14 protein-coding genes are annotated in these 17,536 nt (G+C 51.7%); 2 read left to right on the top strand and 12 right to left on the bottom strand.

Features of this window, described 5'->3' with window-relative positions; genetic code table 11:
* Positions 1 to 2 precede the first annotated feature (2 nt).
* Positions 3 to 1,775 carry a glycoside hydrolase family 35 protein gene (locus BM412_RS00590; RefSeq protein WP_091212450.1) on the top strand — a complete coding sequence of 591 codons (1,773 nt, stop codon included), beginning with the start codon at positions 3 to 5 and terminating at the stop codon, positions 1,773 to 1,775.
* A 55-nt stretch (positions 1,776 to 1,830) separates the two neighbouring features.
* Here BM412_RS00590 and BM412_RS00585 read toward each other — a convergent pair whose 3' ends face one another.
* The 7 genes from BM412_RS00585 to zwf all read right to left on the bottom strand — a co-directional run bounded on the left by BM412_RS00585 (position 1,831) and on the right by zwf (position 11,756).
* Positions 1,831 to 2,739: a helix-turn-helix transcriptional regulator gene (locus BM412_RS00585; protein WP_177245589.1), complete on the bottom strand. Its 909-nt coding sequence runs from the start codon at positions 2,737 to 2,739 to the stop codon at positions 1,831 to 1,833.
* Between the two features lie 73 nt (positions 2,740 to 2,812).
* Positions 2,813 to 4,459, bottom strand: coding sequence for an extracellular solute-binding protein (locus BM412_RS00580; protein WP_091212446.1), 1,647 nt, complete (start codon positions 4,457 to 4,459; stop codon positions 2,813 to 2,815).
* Between the two features lie 122 nt (positions 4,460 to 4,581).
* Entirely contained in the window at positions 4,582 to 5,670 is a 1,089-nt protein-coding gene (locus BM412_RS00575) for a response regulator (RefSeq protein ID WP_256256053.1), read from the bottom strand.
* Positions 5,670 to 7,433 carry a sensor histidine kinase gene (locus BM412_RS00570; protein WP_091212441.1) on the bottom strand — a complete coding sequence of 588 codons (1,764 nt, stop codon included), beginning with the start codon at positions 7,431 to 7,433 and terminating at the stop codon, positions 5,670 to 5,672. The genes BM412_RS00575 and BM412_RS00570 overlap by 1 nt, the downstream gene beginning before the upstream one ends.
* A 95-nt stretch (positions 7,434 to 7,528) precedes the next feature.
* A complete protein-coding gene (fsa, locus tag BM412_RS00565) occupies positions 7,529 to 8,197 on the bottom strand; it encodes a fructose-6-phosphate aldolase (protein ID WP_091212439.1) in 669 nt (222 codons plus the stop codon).
* A gap of 39 nt (positions 8,198 to 8,236) precedes the next feature.
* Complete coding sequence (tkt, locus tag BM412_RS00560) at positions 8,237 to 10,231, bottom strand: transketolase (RefSeq protein WP_091212436.1); 1,995 nt, start codon at positions 10,229 to 10,231, stop codon at positions 8,237 to 8,239.
* Positions 10,209 to 11,756: a glucose-6-phosphate dehydrogenase gene (gene zwf, locus BM412_RS00555; protein WP_091212434.1), complete on the bottom strand. Its 1,548-nt coding sequence runs from the start codon at positions 11,754 to 11,756 to the stop codon at positions 10,209 to 10,211. The genes tkt and zwf overlap by 23 nt, the downstream gene beginning before the upstream one ends.
* 113 nt (positions 11,757 to 11,869) lie before the next feature.
* Between zwf and BM412_RS00550 the strand changes: the two genes are divergently transcribed.
* The gene (locus BM412_RS00550) at positions 11,870 to 12,763 is read left to right on the top strand and encodes a LysR family transcriptional regulator (RefSeq protein WP_091212432.1); all 894 of its coding nucleotides are present in this window, start codon (positions 11,870 to 11,872) and stop codon (positions 12,761 to 12,763) included.
* A gap of 45 nt (positions 12,764 to 12,808) precedes the next feature.
* Here BM412_RS00550 and BM412_RS00545 read toward each other — a convergent pair whose 3' ends face one another.
* The 5 genes from BM412_RS00545 to BM412_RS00525 are packed head-to-tail and all read right to left on the bottom strand — an operon-like array spanning position 12,809 to position 17,499.
* On the bottom strand, positions 12,809 to 13,525 hold the full coding sequence (locus BM412_RS00545; protein ID WP_091212429.1) for a GntR family transcriptional regulator: 717 nt from the start codon (positions 13,523 to 13,525) through the stop codon (positions 12,809 to 12,811).
* Positions 13,525 to 14,556 carry a sugar kinase gene (locus BM412_RS00540; RefSeq protein ID WP_091212426.1) on the bottom strand — a complete coding sequence of 344 codons (1,032 nt, stop codon included), beginning with the start codon at positions 14,554 to 14,556 and terminating at the stop codon, positions 13,525 to 13,527. Before BM412_RS00540 ends, BM412_RS00545 begins: the two co-directional genes overlap by 1 nt.
* Complete coding sequence (locus tag BM412_RS00535; RefSeq protein WP_091212423.1) at positions 14,549 to 15,304, bottom strand: 2-dehydro-3-deoxy-phosphogluconate aldolase; 756 nt, start codon at positions 15,302 to 15,304, stop codon at positions 14,549 to 14,551. Before BM412_RS00535 ends, BM412_RS00540 begins: the two co-directional genes overlap by 8 nt.
* Before the next feature lies 1 nt (position 15,305).
* The gene (locus BM412_RS00530; protein ID WP_091212420.1) at positions 15,306 to 16,409 is read right to left on the bottom strand and encodes a DgaE family pyridoxal phosphate-dependent ammonia lyase; all 1,104 of its coding nucleotides are present in this window, start codon (positions 16,407 to 16,409) and stop codon (positions 15,306 to 15,308) included.
* Complete coding sequence (locus BM412_RS00525; RefSeq protein ID WP_091212417.1) at positions 16,387 to 17,499, bottom strand: amidohydrolase/deacetylase family metallohydrolase; 1,113 nt, start codon at positions 17,497 to 17,499, stop codon at positions 16,387 to 16,389. Before BM412_RS00525 ends, BM412_RS00530 begins: the two co-directional genes overlap by 23 nt.
* Positions 17,500 to 17,536 lie beyond the last annotated feature (37 nt).

Below are 17,536 nucleotides of genomic sequence, written 5' to 3'. Positions count from 1 at the left end.
CAGTGAGCCGATTTGCTATTGATGGACGTCAATTTGTAGTGGATAACAAGAATTTCCAAATGATCTCCGGCGCTATTCACTATTTCCGTGTCGTTCCCGAGTATTGGAAGGACCGCCTGCTGAAGCTTAGGGCATGCGGCTTCAATACCGTTGAAACTTATATCGCTTGGAATATACACGAGCCCAAACAAGGGCAATTCTGCTTCACCGGAATCGCGGATGTCGTTCGATTCATTGAGATCGCAGCCGAAATCGGACTCTATGTGATCGTTCGCCCCAGCCCTTATATTTGCGCAGAGTGGGAATTCGGCGGCTTGCCTTCGTGGCTGCTCGCAGAAGACGGCATGAAGCTTCGCTGCCATTATCAGCCTTACTTGGACCGGGTCGATGCCTACTACGATGTGCTAATGCCTCTGTTAGTTCCGCTGCTGCATACCAATGGCGGCCCGATTCTCGCCATGCAGGTTGAGAATGAATACGGCAGCTACGGCAACGATAAAACTTATTTAGCCTACTTGCGCGAAGGCATGATTCGTCGCGGCATTAATGTTCTGCTCTTTACCTCCGACGGTCCCGAGGATCATATGCTTCAAGGCGGTACGCTGCCGGGTACGCTCGCGACGGCAAACTTTGGCTCAAGGCCGGAAGAAGCCTTCGATAAATTAAGCGAATATGAGCCGGACAACCCGCTTGTATGCATGGAATATTGGAATGGCTGGTTTGATCACTGGGGCGAAGAGCATCATGTCCGCGGCTATGATGATGTCGCCGATGTGCTGGACCGCATTCTGAAATCAGGCGCTTCCGTAAACTTCTATATGTTCCAGGGCGGTACGAATTTCGGTTTCTACAACGGAGCGAACTTCTTCACTTCCTATGAGCCAACGGTTACCAGCTATGATTACAACGCGATGCTCAGCGAATCCGGTGCCATCACCGATAAGTACCTGGCCATTCGGGATGTCATCTCGAAGTACGTTGACATTCCGGTCGAGCTTCTTCCGGAGCCGATTCCCACGAAACGTTATGGCGCCGTTCAGCTTACGGAACAAGCGCGTTTGTTCGATGTGCTTGAAGTCTTATCGCATCCGGTGAAGAGCGTGTATCCGGAAACGATGGAGAAGCTCGGTCAAGACTATGGGTTTGTCCTCTACACGACTCGGGTCAGCGGACCAAGGCCGCTCAGCAAAGTGGTCGTACAAGAAGTGCGAGACCGTGCGCTTGTCTTCCTGGATCATGAATACAAAGGCGTTATTGAACGCAATAAGCACGACTTAACGATTGAGATCGCCGAAGGCGATATTACCCTGGAGATTCCGCAGGAAGGCGCGTCATTGAGCCTGCTTGTGGAGAATATGGGACGTATCAATTACGGCTGGAAAATGAACGATCCGAAAGGCATTACCGAAGGCGTTCGCCTCGAGCGGCAATTTCTGTATGATTGGACGATTCATCCGCTGCCGCTCGATGATCTGTCGGCGCTGACTTATTCTCCGCTGGAGCAGGATGCCCCGCAGAATGGACCGACCTTCTATAAAGGCAGCTTTCATGTGGATGAGCTTGCCGATACCTTCATGAACATGAAGGGCTGGACGAAAGGCGTCGTGTTCATCAATGGCTTTAATTTAGGACGCTACTGGGACATTGGACCGCAAATTACACTCTATGTTCCTGCACCTCTTCTGAGGGCAGGCGATAATGAAATCGTCATCTTCGAGCTTCACGGGATGGTTGAACCTACGGTAACCCTGCAGGAATTCCCTGAGCTTGGCTAAAGGTTAAAGATCAAAGGTCCCGGGGCGCTTCCTTTCCCGGATTTTTGATCTTTTTCTATTTCGCTCTGGCATGCTGCCGAAACCGCACCGGAGGCATACCGACAATGGCTCGGAAAGCCCGGCTGAAATGGGCAGAAGAAGAGAATCTCAGATGCTGTCCGATCTCTTCCATGCTCCAGTTCATCGTCATCAGCAGATTCTTCGCTTCCCGAATACGAGAATTTATAATATAGACGCTCGGTGAAATACCGTACACGTTCTTGAAGCAGGTATGCAGATGCGTACGGTGCACATTCAGCTGTTTGGCCACATGATGCACGCGAATATCCTCCAGAAGATTCTCCTCGATATAGCAAGCTGCCTCGCGGGCAAGCCTAATTTGGGACGGGGTGACTTCGGTATCCGAGAATTCACCGTCACTCTCCTGCAGAAGCCGATTCGCGAGCATGCCCACAATCTCGAGCAAGCTGGCATGAATGCTCAACGTCCGAATCGATTTCTCCATCTGAAGCCTGAATGCCTCGGGCCGCTGCGCCGCATCCTTCAGTCTCTCATGCTCTTGCCCCATACGATGAAGATCCACGCCGAACTCCTCCAGAAACAGCCGGATCCGGCGCATTAAGGATTCATTCTCCGCATGGCGAAAGAACTGGTAGGTGGACGATTGAAAGATATAGTGCACATCGGGCAGCTCCACATCAAAGTGGAAATCAAAAAACATGCAATCCGTCACGGCCTCTGTCCGATGATACATGTCCGAACCGATGAGAATCGCATCCCCGGGAAACAGATGATACTGCTGCCCATTCACCCACTGCCGAATTTCTCCCTTCACGCAGCATAGAAATTCAAAGAACGGATGGCGATGGTTCGGATAGGACCACCCGGCCCGATTCCGCGAGTATTCCATGCCGGGTATTCGAATCGCGCTGTACATATTCGGCAGCACAAACAAGTTGTCCATGAAAGCTTCCTCCATCCTCGATTGATAGAACAATAGCGCCAGGTACCCCCAGCGCTAACTACTCACCTGATTGTTATTCTTTTATGGCCGCTTCAACTTCCTTGGAAATTTCATCGCCGCCTTGGGCGTTGAAGTTTTCTACGAATTCGTCAAAGGAGTCCAAATCCGCGCTGCCCATGATAATCCTCGTGAATGCCTCATTTTCCAGCTTCAGCAAGCTGTCCCACTTGGTTTCCATCGTTTTCGTTTGTCCATAGTACAAGCTGAATACTTTGTTCATCGGCTTCAACAATTGCTGGCCGGCTACGACGTAAGAGAAAGCCGGCCCCCATTTCCCGAAGTCTGCCGCAGGGTTGTCTCTCGTTGCGAGCCAATCCTCATAAAGCGGCTTCTGATTGCTGTTCAAGGAGGAAACATCGGCTGTTCCATTCAACACATCGCTCAGAGCCTTCGAATTCCGTTCGACATTATCCGCATAAGTCGTTGCACTGCGCATCGGCCAGTTTTGGAAGCCAACGCCCGGATCGAGCTTCAGAGCATCCGGATCCGCATAGGTTTCTGCCGCGACCTGCACGTTAATATATTTCATCAATGCTTCCGGGTGGCTAAAGCCTTTCCTCACGACGAAGAAAGCGCTTGTCGGCGATTGCACATGCGTATTGAATTGACCCTCGGAATCCAGAGGCACCATATAGGGCTTCCATACCGCAGACGGATCATTCCTCATCGATTCCGGGATCGGATCGTAACCCATCCACCAAGGCGCGAAGAAGATCCCGGAAGTGCCTCCCTTCACCAGCTCCAAATTATCGCTGCGAAGCGCAAATTCTTGATCGATCAAGCCGGCTGCGTACATTTCGCGAAGCTTGCCAAGCGCTTCCTTCGTCTCCGGCGTAGTACCGCCAAACACAATGTTGCCTGCGCCGTCCTTCACCCAGTTTAGCGGATAAGAATGATAAGCCGCGAAGATGGGATCGAACTCGCCTATTGCATTATCCATCTCGAATAGCGCCTTGCTTCCGGTAAGGCCCACTGTACCTTTGCCGCTTGCGTCCTTATCGATGAAGGCTTTGGCGACAGCGGCAATTTCATCCACTGTTTTCGGAGGCTGCAAGCCCAGCTTGTCCAGCCAATCCTGACGAATCCACATCATATAGATCGAATCCGCCAACGTTTGCGAATTTGGAAGCGCCATGAGCTTGCCGTCGAAGGTAGCCTGCTTTAACCCGATTTCATCCGCGGATTTATACATGTCCTTGATTTGCGGAGAAGCATATTGCCGATAGATATCCGTCATATCCTCAATCAGTCCCGCATCTACCAGCTGCACCAAATCCGGATATTGCACGATCATCGCATCCGGAATGTCATTGCTCGCAATCGCGAGCTTCAGCTTCTGGAGATTCGCGTCGCTTCGGGATTGCCACACATGATTAAACTTGATATTCAGTTTGTCCTCGGTATATCGGGTGTATTGATTGTTCTCCACCGTGTCTCCGATCGGCAGCGTCTTCTCCGATGCTGCATCGATCCCTTTGCCGATGTTGATCGTAACCGTCTCTGCATATTTACCGAATGGATCCGCCGGCGCAGCCGCTTTATTGGTTTCATTCGCAGCGTTACCGGATGCATTCGGGTTGTCATTATTCGATGAACATCCTGCCGTCACTGCCAAACATACTGTCAACACGACAGCCGATTTTAGAAATCGTGCTTTCATCTTGATCCCCCTGTACTGTCGGTTGGCTTTTTACAATCCATCGTAAAACAAAAAGGACCTTTTGCGAGAGCAAAAACGGTCCTTTCCAGGTAGCAGTTCAATTCGAACTTTTGCGCCTATCCTTAGGATTGCAATGCCTTTTTGTCGAAATCGGACGATTTTATACCTTTTGCGCGATATTCACTTGGAAGAAGGTGAAAAAGAGTCCGAAATACCTTACTGAAGTACTTCTCATTCGGATAACCGGATTTTTGAGATACCGCGTAGATCGGCAGCGTCGTCTCCTCAAGCAGCTTCAGGGCGTAACTCATTCGCACATCCCGCAAATACGATTGGAAGGAAGTCGTCGTAATGTCCTTGAAGCATTCGCTGAAATAACTGCGGCTTACGCCAACCTCTCGTGCCACCTCATCCAAGTGAAGATCCTCGTCTAAATGCTCCCGAATATAATGTGCGGCTTTCAGTATGGCCTCAATCATCTCAATCGAATATTGCCCAAGCCGCTGTTCGCCTTGGAACCACTCCCGCAAGGATGCCATCTCCAGCAGAAGCTGGTCAAGAGTAGAAACGGAAGCTGAGCCATTTGCCGAGTTCGTCTGAATCGGTTTCAGCTTCTCCTGCAGTTTAGCTCTGGCCTCCAGTAAAGGTTCGAGTTTTACCCTGCTTGGCTTCAGCGCTTCCAAGAGTTTTCGATACGCCGCATCCTCCTTCAACCACTCGATATGTATGAAGACGTTTGTCAGCTTGTCCTGTTCCTCTTGCTTCATAGGTGGCTCCGCCGCTGACTGTTCCGTAACGGCGGCCGAAGTCGCAGGTTTGATTCGTTGCTTCAGCTCGAACTCGATCCGATTCGTAATGCGCTCCAGTACCTCCTCCAGCTTCACCTTCTCCAATTGGATCTTGGCAATATAATCGATAGCGCCAAGGCGGAGCGCTTCCTGCACCAGCTCGAAATCTTGATGGTAGGATAAGACGACGATGAACATATTTGGATAGAGCTCACGAACGCTGCGCATGAGATCAATACCCGAGAGAACCGGCATCGCCAAATCGGTGATAAGCAGATCGACTTCATGGGCCTGGAGAAACTCCAGCGCCTTCTCCCCATTGCTCGCCTCGCCGATTACCTTTAATCCAAACTGACTCCATGGCAGCAAGGTTATTAATCCGGTTCGCGCCAATCGATCGTCGTCTACAACAAGTACGCGCATCACAGTGTGTCACCTTCCTTCATGGCATACGTTCTTGGAATTCGAAGCGAAATGCAGGTTCCCTCTCCGATCGTGCTTGTGATGCTGAAATCAGCATGTCCATCGTACTGAGAGTCGAAGACCCGCTTCACATAATAAACGCCAATCCCCAAACCGATTCGGTTCTGTTCATCGGATTGCTTCTCCAGCAACCGCGCAATGGTCTCCGGCGTCATGCCGCGGCCGTTGTCACGAATTTGAATGATCATGTAATCCGCACCAGCCGGCTCAACCGTCACATCAATTAAACCATTCTTATCGTCAAAATGACCGTGGTATAAAGAGTTCTCTACGAGCGGCTGCAATATAAAGCGCGGTACAAGGCAGCAGTGCAGATCTTCGGTGGCATGAATATTCACGCTAAAGTCGAAGTCATAGCGAATCTTCTGCAGCGCCAAGTAATCGCGAAGCGCCTCCAATTCCTCGGCAATGGTGGAATGAGGCCCTTTCTTGCCAAGGTTGTAATACAGCAATTTATTCAGCGAAGTAGCGACCGTATCAATATCCTCTTGCCCTTTCAAACGAGCCAGCCACTGGATCGTATCGAGCGTATTGTGAATGAAATGCGGGTTAATTTGATAAAGCAGCTTCTCCACTTCGAAGTCGGCCCGGCGCTTTTCCTTCGCCGCATTTTCCTCCAGCAATTCCTTAACCCTATGGCGCATCACATCGAAGTGCTTCATCATACTGTCAAACTCTACGATCGCAAACTCCGATAGCGGCGTGTCGAAATCGCTGTGCTCGATAAGCCTCATATCCTGATTTACTTTCTTGAGCGGTACATAAACCATTCTCCAGATCAGCCAAGCGAACAAGGAACCAAGCAGGAGAGATATAAATAAAATAACGACGAGCTGCTCGAACCAGTTCTTAATTTCTTTATGGTAGGTGGCTTTGGAAATCAGATCGATCGCCTTCCAGCCTTGATTGCTTTGGGTTTCGAACGCATAGTAGCCGTTCGATTCCTTTTTTGAGCCGGTAGGGTCATACTTCAGAACGGTTCCAATTGGGAAATCCGCCGGATTTTCACTGTATGTAATCCTATTTTGCTGGTCGACGATAAGATGATAGTCATTCATGTTCTGTTCGCGGCCGGTTTGATAAATTTTGTTCCAAATATTATACCCTGTTTCCAAATAAACATAGACATCCTCGCGATCGGGCAGGACAATCTTACGAGCCACGGACAGTACTTGCACATCGCTAAACTCCCGATTGGTTCGATGCGGCCCGTAATAGGTAATACCGTTTAACTCGACTAATCGCGGAAGCTTCTCCAGCGCGAACTGCTTATTGACGGAGAAGTTCTGATACAGGATGTTCTGATTGTCTTTAAAATAATAGAAAAACAAGCCCAGCGTGGGATTCGTGCTCGAAATAATATTGAGATCCTGCAAAATATCGTTGTTGATTTGCGTCTTCGTATAGAGATCCTTCTCACTGAGGAATAAACTTAGCTTCTTCCCGATCCGTCCATCGAAGGCAAGGATTTGCGAAACATTATTCAAGCTGACAAGCGTATTCTCGAGCGACAGCTGGTAGAGGTTGAGGTTGCTCTGTATGCCGGTGCGGATTCGCTGGTCCAGCAGCGGATACACGCTTTTATAGGAAATGAAGATGACGAGCAGAAGCGGAATAAGCGCATTGAGGCCGAGTATGACGTATAATCGGTTTCGCAATGTTTTGGGCCATAGCCTGGCTATAGCAGCTGTGCTTTGTTTCACGTCATGTCACCCCCATGTCCCATGGTCTTAATCCGCATTAACTATACCATGAGTTCGAAAAAAAAGACCACTCCGAGGAGTGGTCTCACGAACGATTACAGCTGTGCTGTCTTCTTCCAATCGGCAGCGAATTTCTCCATGCCTTGATCCGTCAGCGGATGTTTCGATATTTGCTCGATGACCGAGAATGGAATGGTGGCAATGTGAGCGCCTGCCATTGCTACGCGAGTAACGTGATCCGGATGGCGAACGGATGCTGCGATAATTTGCGCATCCAGGTTATGAATACGGAACAATTCCGCGACCTTCGCGACCAATTGCACGCCGTCCTCCGAGATATCATCCAAGCGGCCAAGGAACGGAGACACATAAGTCGCGCCGGCACGAGCGGCCAGAAGGGCTTGGTTCACCGTGAAAATCAGCGTTACGTTGGTCTTCACGCCTTTCTTCGCGAGGTAACGGCAAGCTTCTAAGCCGGCCAGCGTCATCGGAAGCTTGATCGTGATGTTCGGGTCGTTATTGTTGATCTTGATCAGCTCGTTCGCTTGGGCGATCATCTCCTCAGCCGTAAGCGCGTCGGGCGTCACTTCAGCCGAAACGGATTCTACCTCAGGAACTAATCGGAGGATTTCTTCGATACGATCCTCGAATTTCACGCCTTCTTTGGCAACCAAGGAAGGATTCGTCGTGACACCGGACAAGACGCCGATTTTATAGGCTTTCTTAATATCTTCTACATTGGCAGTATCGATAAAAAATTTCATGGTTTACGACCTCCATTAGTGTATAGATAATTGGACAGCTTACTTCAGCAATTCTTTCGTAACACGTACTACGTTATCCGTCGAGAAACCGAAGTACTCCAGCACTTCCGTTCCGGGACCTGATGCACCAAAGGTATCAATCGCTATATTCTTGCCGCTAAGTCCGGTGTAACGCTCCCAGCCTAACGAGATGCCGGCTTCGATGGAAACCCGCTTCGTTACGGAAGCCGGAAGAACACTTTCCTTATAGTCTGCCGACTGACGATCGAACAGCTCTCTGCTCGGCATGGCAACTACGCGCACGGAGAGGTTATCCTGCTCAAGCCGTGCCTTGGCGTTCACCGCCAGCGAAACCTCCGACCCCGTTGCAATCAGAATGACATCCGGCTGAGAGTTCGTTTCCGTCAGCACATAAGCCCCTTTAGCAACCGCAGCGACATTGCCTTTGGTCGCTTCATAGATCGGAAGATTCTGTCTGCTCAAGATGAGCGCAACCGGACCTTCCTGCTGTTGAAGCGCGTATGCCCATGCACTTGCCGTTTCATTGGCATCGGACGGTCTGATGACGGTCAGTCCCGGAATCGTGCGCAGCGCCGCCAGATGTTCAACTGGCTCATGCGTTGGCCCGTCTTCGCCGACCGCGATGGAATCATGCGTAAATACGTAAGTCAAAGGCAGCTTCTGCAGCGCCGCCAGACGAATCGCCGGGCGTAAATAATCGCTGAATACGAAGAAGGTGCTGACGAATGGTTTCACGCCGCCATGCAAGGCCATACCGTTGCCGGCTGCACCCATCGCATGCTCGCGTACGCCGAAGTAAATATTGCGTCCCGAGTACGAATCTACAGCGAAGGTTTGCTCTCCGCCGATATCCGTCATCGTCGAGTGCGATAAATCGGCGCTGCCGCCGAAGATGGCAGGGACGGTTTTTACATAATGATTAATCGCGCTGCCGCTCGCAACACGGGTGGATACCGTTTTGGAGGTATCGAATGTAAGGATATCTGTGTTATCGATCATCACGGAGCCGTCAATTACTTGCTCCAGTTCTTTGCCTTGCGCCGGGAACTGCGCTTTGTAGGAAGCGAGCAATTGATTCCATGCGGCTTCTTTCGCTTCGCCATTACGCTTCAGCTGCTCGAAATGCGCTCTAACCTCTTGCGGAACCGTAAATTCTTCCTCATACTCCCAGCCATATACTTTCTTCGTCGCGATGGCTTCTTCTTTGCCGAGCGGATTGCCGTGTACTTTGTTTGTACCGGCTGCTTTACTGCCGTAACCAATAACGGTCCGAACCTCGATCAAAGTCGGCTGCGTATCATTTTGCTTGGCAGCTTCAATCGCCGCGGCAATACGCGAAATATCGTTGCCGTCTTCCACGCGGATATACTGCCAGTTCGCCGACTCTGCTCGCTTCTGAATATTCTCTCCAAAAGAAAGGTTCAGCGCGCCGTCCAAGGAAATGTCGTTGGAATCATACAATACGACTAGCTTGCCCAGTTTCATATGTCCGGCCATCGACATGGCCTCATAAGAAATGCCTTCCATCAGACATCCGTCGCCAACAAGCGCATACGTATGGTGATCGACAACCGGGAAACCGTCCTGGTTATACTTCGAAGCCAGATGCGCTTCAGCCATTGCCATGCCGACTGCCATTGCAATCCCTTGTCCAAGCGGTCCCGTTGTGGCATCCACACCATCGGTATGGCCGTATTCCGGATGTCCCGGCGTCTTGCTGTTCAGCTTGCGGAACTGCTTCAGATCGTCGATCGAAACCTGATAGCCGGACAAATGCAGAAGGCTATATAACAAAGCGGAACCATGGCCCGCCGATAATACGAAACGATCGCGGTTGAACCATTTGGCATGGCTTGGATTGTGATTCAATGATTTGGACCATAGCGCATACGCCATTGGAGCGGCCCCCATTGGCAGCCCCGGATGACCGGAGTTTGCGCTGTTGATAGCGTCAATGGATAAGGTGCGAATAGTATCGATTGCGAGTTGTTCAGTTGTTTGCGATGTAAGCATAGTGTTCCCCTTCCTCTTCCTGTGTTTCATTCAATTTCACATTCTCATGCTCTGTATGTTCATCGAACCACCAGTGATAGCCATCCTCTGCCAATAACGCATCGGATGCGGCCGGTCCGTAACTGCCTGCTTCGTAAGGATAAAGAGGAACCGTGTTCGCTTGGAACGCATCCAAGATCGGCTGCACCCATTGCCAGGACAGCTCCACTTCATCCCAATGCGCGAAGAATTTAGGGTCTCCGTTCAAAGCATCATGAATCAAGTTCTCATAGGCTTCAGGCGTATTGTCCTGGCTGCTGCCGTGGAAGTCGATATGAATCGGCTTGAACTCCCCTTTATGCTGTGGATCCCTTGTATTGAGCTGCAGCATAATCCCTTCGTTGGGACTGATTTCGAATACGAGAAGATTCGGTGCTTTGCTGCTGTCATGCGCGTCCTTGGAGGTCTGCTTTAACGGCTCCTTGAACTCAATGACGATCCGAGTCGATTTCTCTTTCATCCGTTTACCTGTTCTTATATAGAAAGGAACGCCGCGCCAGAAGTAGTCGTCAATCTGCAAACGGGCTGCAATGAACGTATCGTTCATGGAGTTATCCGCGATGCCCGGCTCATCCGGGTAACCGACAACAGGCTTCCCTTGGATCGTTCCGGCCCTGTACTGCCCGCGGACAACGTTCGCGCTGATTTCCTGTTTCTGCACCGGCTCAAGAGCTTCCATGACTTTCTTCTTCTTGAAGCGAACCATCTCGGAATCGCTGTTATTAGGCAAATGGCTTGCCAGCATCATGAGAAGCTGCAGCATATGGTTCTGGAACATGTCGCGCACGGCGCCTACATGATCGTAATAACCCGCTCTTTCTTCCACGCCGACCGTTTCATTGGCTGTAATTTGCACGTTCGCAATATAACGATTGGTCCACAAGGCTTGCAGAACCGGGTTCGACTGCTGCAGAATTTCGAGCTTCTGCACCATCGGTTTGCCGAGATAGTGATCGATGCGGAAGATCTCTTCCTCGCTGAAAGCTTTGCTCAGCTTCTCATTTAAATCCCGGGCAGATTGCAAATCATAGCCGAAAGGCTTCTCGATCACGAGGCGTTTCTGGGCAGACCCAAGCCCGCTTTCCTGGATATTGGCGGCGATGGTTTCGAAATGCTCCGGCCCCACCGACAAATAAAACATCCGATTCGGCTTCGTAATACGAAGCTCCTGCTCCCGCTGCTCGATGAGGCCCAGCAGCTTGCGGTAATCCTCGATTCGGCCTACATCCAGCACATTGTAGCGGAATGCGTGCAGAAACTGCTCAAGACCGGCCGGATCCTCTACTTCACGTCTCGAATACGTACGAAGCGACTGCTCGACATTCGATCGAAAAGTTTCGTTAGAGAGCTCTCTTCTGCCAAGGCCAATCAAAGTGAACGCCTGCGGGAGCTTACCATCCATAAATAAGTTATATAATGCCGGGTATATTTTACGTTTCGCTAAATCTCCGGTTGCGCCAAACAGTACAAAAGTGGTTGGTTCCATTTTTCCATACTCCTTCCAGTTTAAAGCTGGTATCTCTTCTGTACTTCCACTATAATACGAAATGCATCTATACAAGTAATACATATATTTCAGAGGAGCTATAGACCACGTCTATGACCAACAATTATGAGCTGTACAAAGTTTTTTATTGGGCCGCCAAGACCGGCAGCTTAACGCAGGCAGCCAAGGCGCTTTATATTACCCAGCCAAGCGTCAGTCATGCAATCAAACAGCTGGAAGACAGCTTTGGCATTACGCTGTTTTACCGGAATTCCAAAGGCGTTGCGCTTACGCAAGAAGGCAATTTGCTTTATTCCTACATCGAGCAGTCCCATATCTTGATCACAATCGCGGAAGAGAAAATGGCCGCACTGAAAAATCTCGACAGCGGCGAGCTGCGGATCGGCGGCAGTGATTCGCTGTTCAAGCACTATATGCTTCCGTATTTGGAAGACTTTAATCGCAAACATTCCGGTATCCGGCTTCATCTCAACCATGGAACGACGCCCGAGGTTATATCTTTTCTTAAAGAAGGCAAAATAGATCTGGGCGTTGTGCGGATGCCGATCGTTGATCCCCAGCTTGAGGTGCGGGAGAGTATTCAGCTGCAGGATTGTTTCGTTGCGGGGGCTCGTTATGCCGATCTGAAGGAAACCGTTCTTTCATTGGAGATGCTGCTCCAGCATCATCTCATTCTGTTCTCCCGTAACAGTCGGGCACGAATGGCGATCACGGAATTGTTCCAAAACTACGGCTACACCCTGAAGCCTGAAATCGAGGTTGGCAGCGTGGATCTTCTGATTGAGTTTGCGAAACGCGGACTGGGTATTTCCTATGTCACAAGAGAATTTGTGAAAAAGGAGCTCGAGGAAGGCTCCCTCTTCGAAATCAAGCTCGACGTGCAGCTGCCGCCATCCCAAGTGGGGATCATGATCATGCGCAACATGCCGCTCTCCATAACGGCAACTCGTTTTATTGAGTATTTTGATAAGTTCACTTTACGCTAAATAGCAAAAAGTCCTGAGCAATTGGATTGTTCAGGACTTTTACGTTTACACGTCGTAGTTGACGACGTAATGATGCTGTTCGGTATGGTAGTAGCCTTCACTGTATTCGATCAATTCGCCGCTCTCGTCGTACGCATAACGCGACCGCTTCAGCAGCGGTTTGCCCGCCTCGATGCGCAGCGCCGCCAACACAGAGGCAGGAGCCGCCGCAGATACGGAAAATTCATCGCGGTACTTGCTGATTGAGATGCTCTGCTCTTCCAGCAGGTCATATAGCGACTGTGCCCCTAAGTCAGACAGCTCCATGCTCCCAGCTCGGCTCGACAGATAATGCGTGTAATGGATGTAAGGTTCACCGTTCAGCCGGTACAATCGCTCAACCCGCAAGCATCGCTCGCCTAACAGTTGGGATGCAGTCGTCCCTTCGTCGTTAATGACATGCTCGGCGCAGAGCAGCTGCTTGCTAATGTGATGTCCATCCTCGACCAGAACCTCTGTGAACCGCTTCAGCTTGGACAGCTTGGAAGCAGACGTATTGCGAATCACCTTCGTACCTTTGCCGCTGCCCGTCTCCACGTAACCGTCCTGCGCCAGCACCTTAATCGCATTGCGAACCGTAACTTTGCTGACCTGGAACTCTTGCTCAAGCTGAGGCTCCGATGGAATGTTCGTCCCAACCGGGTAGACACCGTGCAATATCCGGTCCTTTACGATGTTCGCAATTTGTGCGTACAACGGCTTCTTGCTTCGCGTTAGCTTCATTAGCGGATCACGTCTCCGTTCGCAAGCTCCGCCATCGCACGCTCAATCTCGCGCTCCGTCGACATCGGCGTATCTCCCACGACCGTGTGAGCGAGCATAGCCGCAGCGGCCGCGAAGCGAACCGTTCGCTTCGGCTCGTAGGCGGAGAGCTCGCCGTGAATGATGCCGCTGGCGAATGCATCTCCCGCTCCGATCCTATCGTAAACGGCGAAAGTAAGCGGCTCGGGGGTGATCGTCAAGACGCCGTGCCTGTAAAGAAACCCGCGCAGCGAATGCGTGTTGTCTCCATTAATGGTACGATGCGTGCCCGCGATCACGGATATGCCGGCAAATCGCTGAGCGACCTGCGGCAGCAGCTCCTTTAGCTGCTCCAGTCGATCCGTCCTATCCGTCGACATGCCGAGAATATGGATCATGTCCCGCTCATTCATCATCACGATGTCCGAAAGCTGAAGCATCTGCTCGTAATGGGGTTTCGCTTTCGCGTATCCGCCATCTCCCCAGTGGGTCGGTCTGTAGTTGCAGTCGAAGACGACCATGCCGCCGTTTCTCTTCACGGCCTCAGCAAGCTTAAACATATGCTGCCTGACGCCATCGTTCATTGCCAGCGTAATCCCGCAGAAATGAACGAGCTCGACTCCTGCGGCGATGGCTTCATAATCGTAAACAGCCGAAGGAGCCGTGTTGAAGCTGCTCTCCTGCCGATTGGAATACGTGACCCGGCCCGGTCTCGCACCGAACCCACTCTCAAGGAAATACATGCCGAGGTAATTGCCGCCGCGGCTAACGTATTCCATGGAGATGCCCAGCTTACGCAGATTCGCGGCGGCCGCTTCTCCGAGTGCGTTGTCCGGCAGTCGCGAAATAAGGATGCCTTCATGTCCGAAACGCGCGAGTGCCGAAGCTACGTTCACGCCTGTACCGGAGAATGAATAGCGCAGGCTATCCGCTTGGGACAACAATTCATACCCCGGCACCTGAAGACGCATCATGACTTCACCGAAGGAGGCGACGCGTGCTCGGTTAGCCATGGCGATCAACCAACCTCTTCATCATCTCGAGCAGCTTGCGTACATCCTGGGCATTTGTCTTGCCGGTTGCTTTGTCGACGATGGAGGAATAGACATGCGGAATGACTTGCGGTACGCCAGCTTCTAGTGCAATGCGCAGAATAGGCTCGAAGTTATCCATATCGATGCCGCCGGTCGGTTCAAGGGCGAACCCCTCTTCTCCGCAAGCCTTCGCGACAGCTCGCAGCTCATCCTCGCATTTCAAGCCGTTCATCGGAAAATATTTAAGCGCATTGCCGCCCATATCGCGAACGAGCGCGATCGCCGACTTCACGGGAACAATTGCCGGCTCAGCTTGGGCCGCGCTGAATGGACCCGTCGAAATATTCACGTAGCCGACTTGGCCCGTAGGCGAAACAAGGCTGTTGATCCAACTGTCCCGCCCTCCCAAATTCGCTCTTGTAGCGCCAACTGCCGGGAACACCTGATTGATATGTGTCCCCGGGTAATGCTTTGCGATCAGCGCAACAACCGCTGCCTGCCGATTGTCCCCGGCACCGAGTCCGATCGAGACCGCGTCGTCGATCGCTTCCCCATATTGCTTCATCGCGGCAACGGCTGCTTCAACCGTCGGATAGTCCTTCGAGAGGACACCGACAAGCACATGGCCTTCCGCAGTATCGAACACTTCCTTCGCATTCTCTACGCTGTTCGCCAGCACATTGAGGGCTGCGCGTCCTTGATACAATCGTTTCGACATATTGGACAAGTTAGTTGCCTCCCGTAAGCGTGCGTATTCTACTCGCAATGACATCCATGTCATCCCCCAGCAGCGGACGCGGATCGATATCGAAATAGCCTTGCTTCACGCCATAATCACGTGTATAGACGGCGATTTCGCCGCCTTGTAATCCTGCGACGACTGCCTTTGCCGTCGTGCCGGATAGCGCCGGATCAATCTGAATGCGTGCCCGGAATATCGCGCGGCCCGCTTCATCTTGCACTATCGTTACGTTAACACCCGGCTGTTCATTCAGCGGCATCAGCTTGTGCAGTGCTTCCTTCTCCTGCTCACTGTTATCTTTCCTATCCATATATTCCTCAAGCGCTTGGAGCAGCCCGAAAGTCGTTTCCTTGCCGACCTTCATGCTGCGGCCAATCCCATGCAGCTGCACTTTAACCATCTCAATGTAGGTCCGTTTGCCCCCGACAATACCTGAGGTCGGCCCTTCAATCGCCTTGGAGCCGCTATATATCGCGAGATCCGAGAACTTCACGTATTTGCGGACATCCTCTTCCGCAGCCGCATCCACTATTAGCGGAACGCTTTTGCGCTGCGCCACTTCCCAGGCTTCTTCCACGCTAATCATGTTCTTCTGAACCGCATGATGCGACTTCACATACAAGATCGCAGCCGTGCGCTCGGTGATGGCGTCCTCGATATGCTCGGCTTTGCCTTCGTTCGCATAACCGACTTCGACGAGCTTGCCTCCGCCCAGAAATACCATCGTCTCAACCGGCGCACCATACTGGACGTTGTGTCCTTTGAGAATAATGATCTCGTTCTTGGCGATCGGCTCTTGATGAAGCCGCTCGCTCACTCGCCGATTCCCTTGCGTTACGATACCTGCAACGGACAAGGCAATGCCGCTTGATGCCGAGTTGACGACTACCGCCGCTTCGGAACCGAGCGCTTCTGCGATATGGTCGCCTGCCTTATTCACCAGATCGGCGATTTCCACGTAGCGTTGTCCGCCCAGCTTCATCGCTTCCATGACCGAATCGGAAGGTGCGGACACGCCGAGAATACTCATTCGCCCGCTGGCGTTGATGACGCGTTTCAACCCATATTTAGCATTCAATGAATCGCCCATTCGCACATACTCCCCTAGCTATAATTTGATGTTCGCCCTCGCGCGTCTCTCCCTCGGAATCTACAAACAAGACACGCTCATCGGCCTCAAGAGAGAACAAAGTCAGGTTCGCCCGGTCGCCTGCTTGGATGCGGCCAAGCTCCGGTTTTCCCAGCCATTCTGCCGCATTCATCGTCACGGCTTCAATCACTTCACTTAGCGAATAACCCAGACACAGAAACTTTGACATGACATGCGCCAAGCTATAAACGGGACCGAGCTGCCGATTTCCGCGATAAATGTCCGAGCTGATTGTATGGAAGCGAATGCCGTTTCGCTTCGCCGCCTCTGCCGCCTTGAAGGAGAAACTGGCCGTACCGTGTCCGACATCCATACGAACGCCTCTGGCGATCGCCTCACCCAGCTCCGGGATCGGACTGCCATCCTCGCGGAACATGTTGTTGCTTTTCCCGTTCAAGTAGTGCGTGACGACATCCTTTCTCGCGAGCAGCGGCAGTATGTCATCGATTCTCGGCGGAGCGGACCCGATATGGACCATCAACGGCAAGCCGGTTTCTTCAGACAGCTCCTTTGCGATATGCAGAGGTCGGATGCCGTTATCGCGAACGACGCTGCCGCTCATTCTGGCCTTCCAGCCGACGATGAAGTCCGGATAAGCTTGAACGGCTTGCAATGCGGCATCTCTATCGAGCCAGGCCAGATCGGACAATTCATCGATCCGCTGCAAACCGATCCTCGATACGTTCAGCAGCGCGAACAGTGTCGTCATCGCTTTCTCGCGGCTTGCCGCCAACTCGCCGATTCGATCCGCGCCGCAGCTGCCTGCGTCCACGATCACCGCAACGCCCTGCTTCACGCCAATCTCGTCCATTTCATCCCCGTAGGGATCAAGCTCCGGGAACGCATGAACATGAAGGTCGATCCAACCGCTTGATACGTATAAGCCGGAACAATCGATCACTCGGTCGACAGCGTAGGCGCCGCTTGCCCCTGCTGAAGTTATTGCTGCTATGATGCCGGCATCGACTTCAATATCAACCAGCCGACCGTCTAGGAGTGCTGCCCCGCTCAAAACCAAACGCTCCATCATCAAAAGCCACCCTCTTATATTGCGAATCCAACCAACT

The organism is Paenibacillus sp. BC26, from assembly GCF_900116125.1.
Classification (GTDB): Bacteria; Bacillota; Bacilli; order Paenibacillales; family Paenibacillaceae; genus Paenibacillus_Z; species Paenibacillus_Z lignilyticus.
Note: the sequence above shows the minus strand (reverse complement) of the source record. Positions and strands in the feature narration are given on the sequence as shown.

What these genes read in the sequence shown, in the direction of transcription:
- BM412_RS00585 (WP_177245589.1), bottom strand. Translation starts at nt 2,739, where the DNA reads ATGGACAACTTGTTTGTGCTGCCGAATATGTACAGCGCGATTCGAATA.
- BM412_RS00580 (WP_091212446.1), bottom strand. Translation starts at nt 4,459, where the DNA reads ATGAAAGCACGATTTCTAAAATCGGCTGTCGTGTTGACAGTATGTTTG.
- BM412_RS00575 (WP_256256053.1), bottom strand. Translation starts at nt 5,670, where the DNA reads ATGCGCGTACTTGTTGTAGACGACGATCGATTGGCGCGAACCGGATTA.
- fsa (WP_091212439.1), bottom strand. Translation starts at nt 8,197, where the DNA reads ATGAAATTTTTTATCGATACTGCCAATGTAGAAGATATTAAGAAAGCC.
- tkt (WP_091212436.1), bottom strand. Translation starts at nt 10,231, where the DNA reads ATGCTTACATCGCAAACAACTGAACAACTCGCAATCGATACTATTCGC.
- zwf (WP_091212434.1), bottom strand. Translation starts at nt 11,756, where the DNA reads ATGGAACCAACCACTTTTGTACTGTTTGGCGCAACCGGAGATTTAGCG.
- BM412_RS00550 (WP_091212432.1), top strand. Translation starts at nt 11,870, where the DNA reads ATGACCAACAATTATGAGCTGTACAAAGTTTTTTATTGGGCCGCCAAG.
- BM412_RS00545 (WP_091212429.1), bottom strand. Translation starts at nt 13,525, where the DNA reads ATGAAGCTAACGCGAAGCAAGAAGCCGTTGTACGCACAAATTGCGAAC.
- BM412_RS00540 (WP_091212426.1), bottom strand. Translation starts at nt 14,556, where the DNA reads ATGGCTAACCGAGCACGCGTCGCCTCCTTCGGTGAAGTCATGATGCGT.
- BM412_RS00530 (WP_091212420.1), bottom strand. Translation starts at nt 16,409, where the DNA reads ATGGGCGATTCATTGAATGCTAAATATGGGTTGAAACGCGTCATCAAC.
- BM412_RS00525 (WP_091212417.1), bottom strand. Translation starts at nt 17,499, where the DNA reads ATGATGGAGCGTTTGGTTTTGAGCGGGGCAGCACTCCTAGACGGTCGG.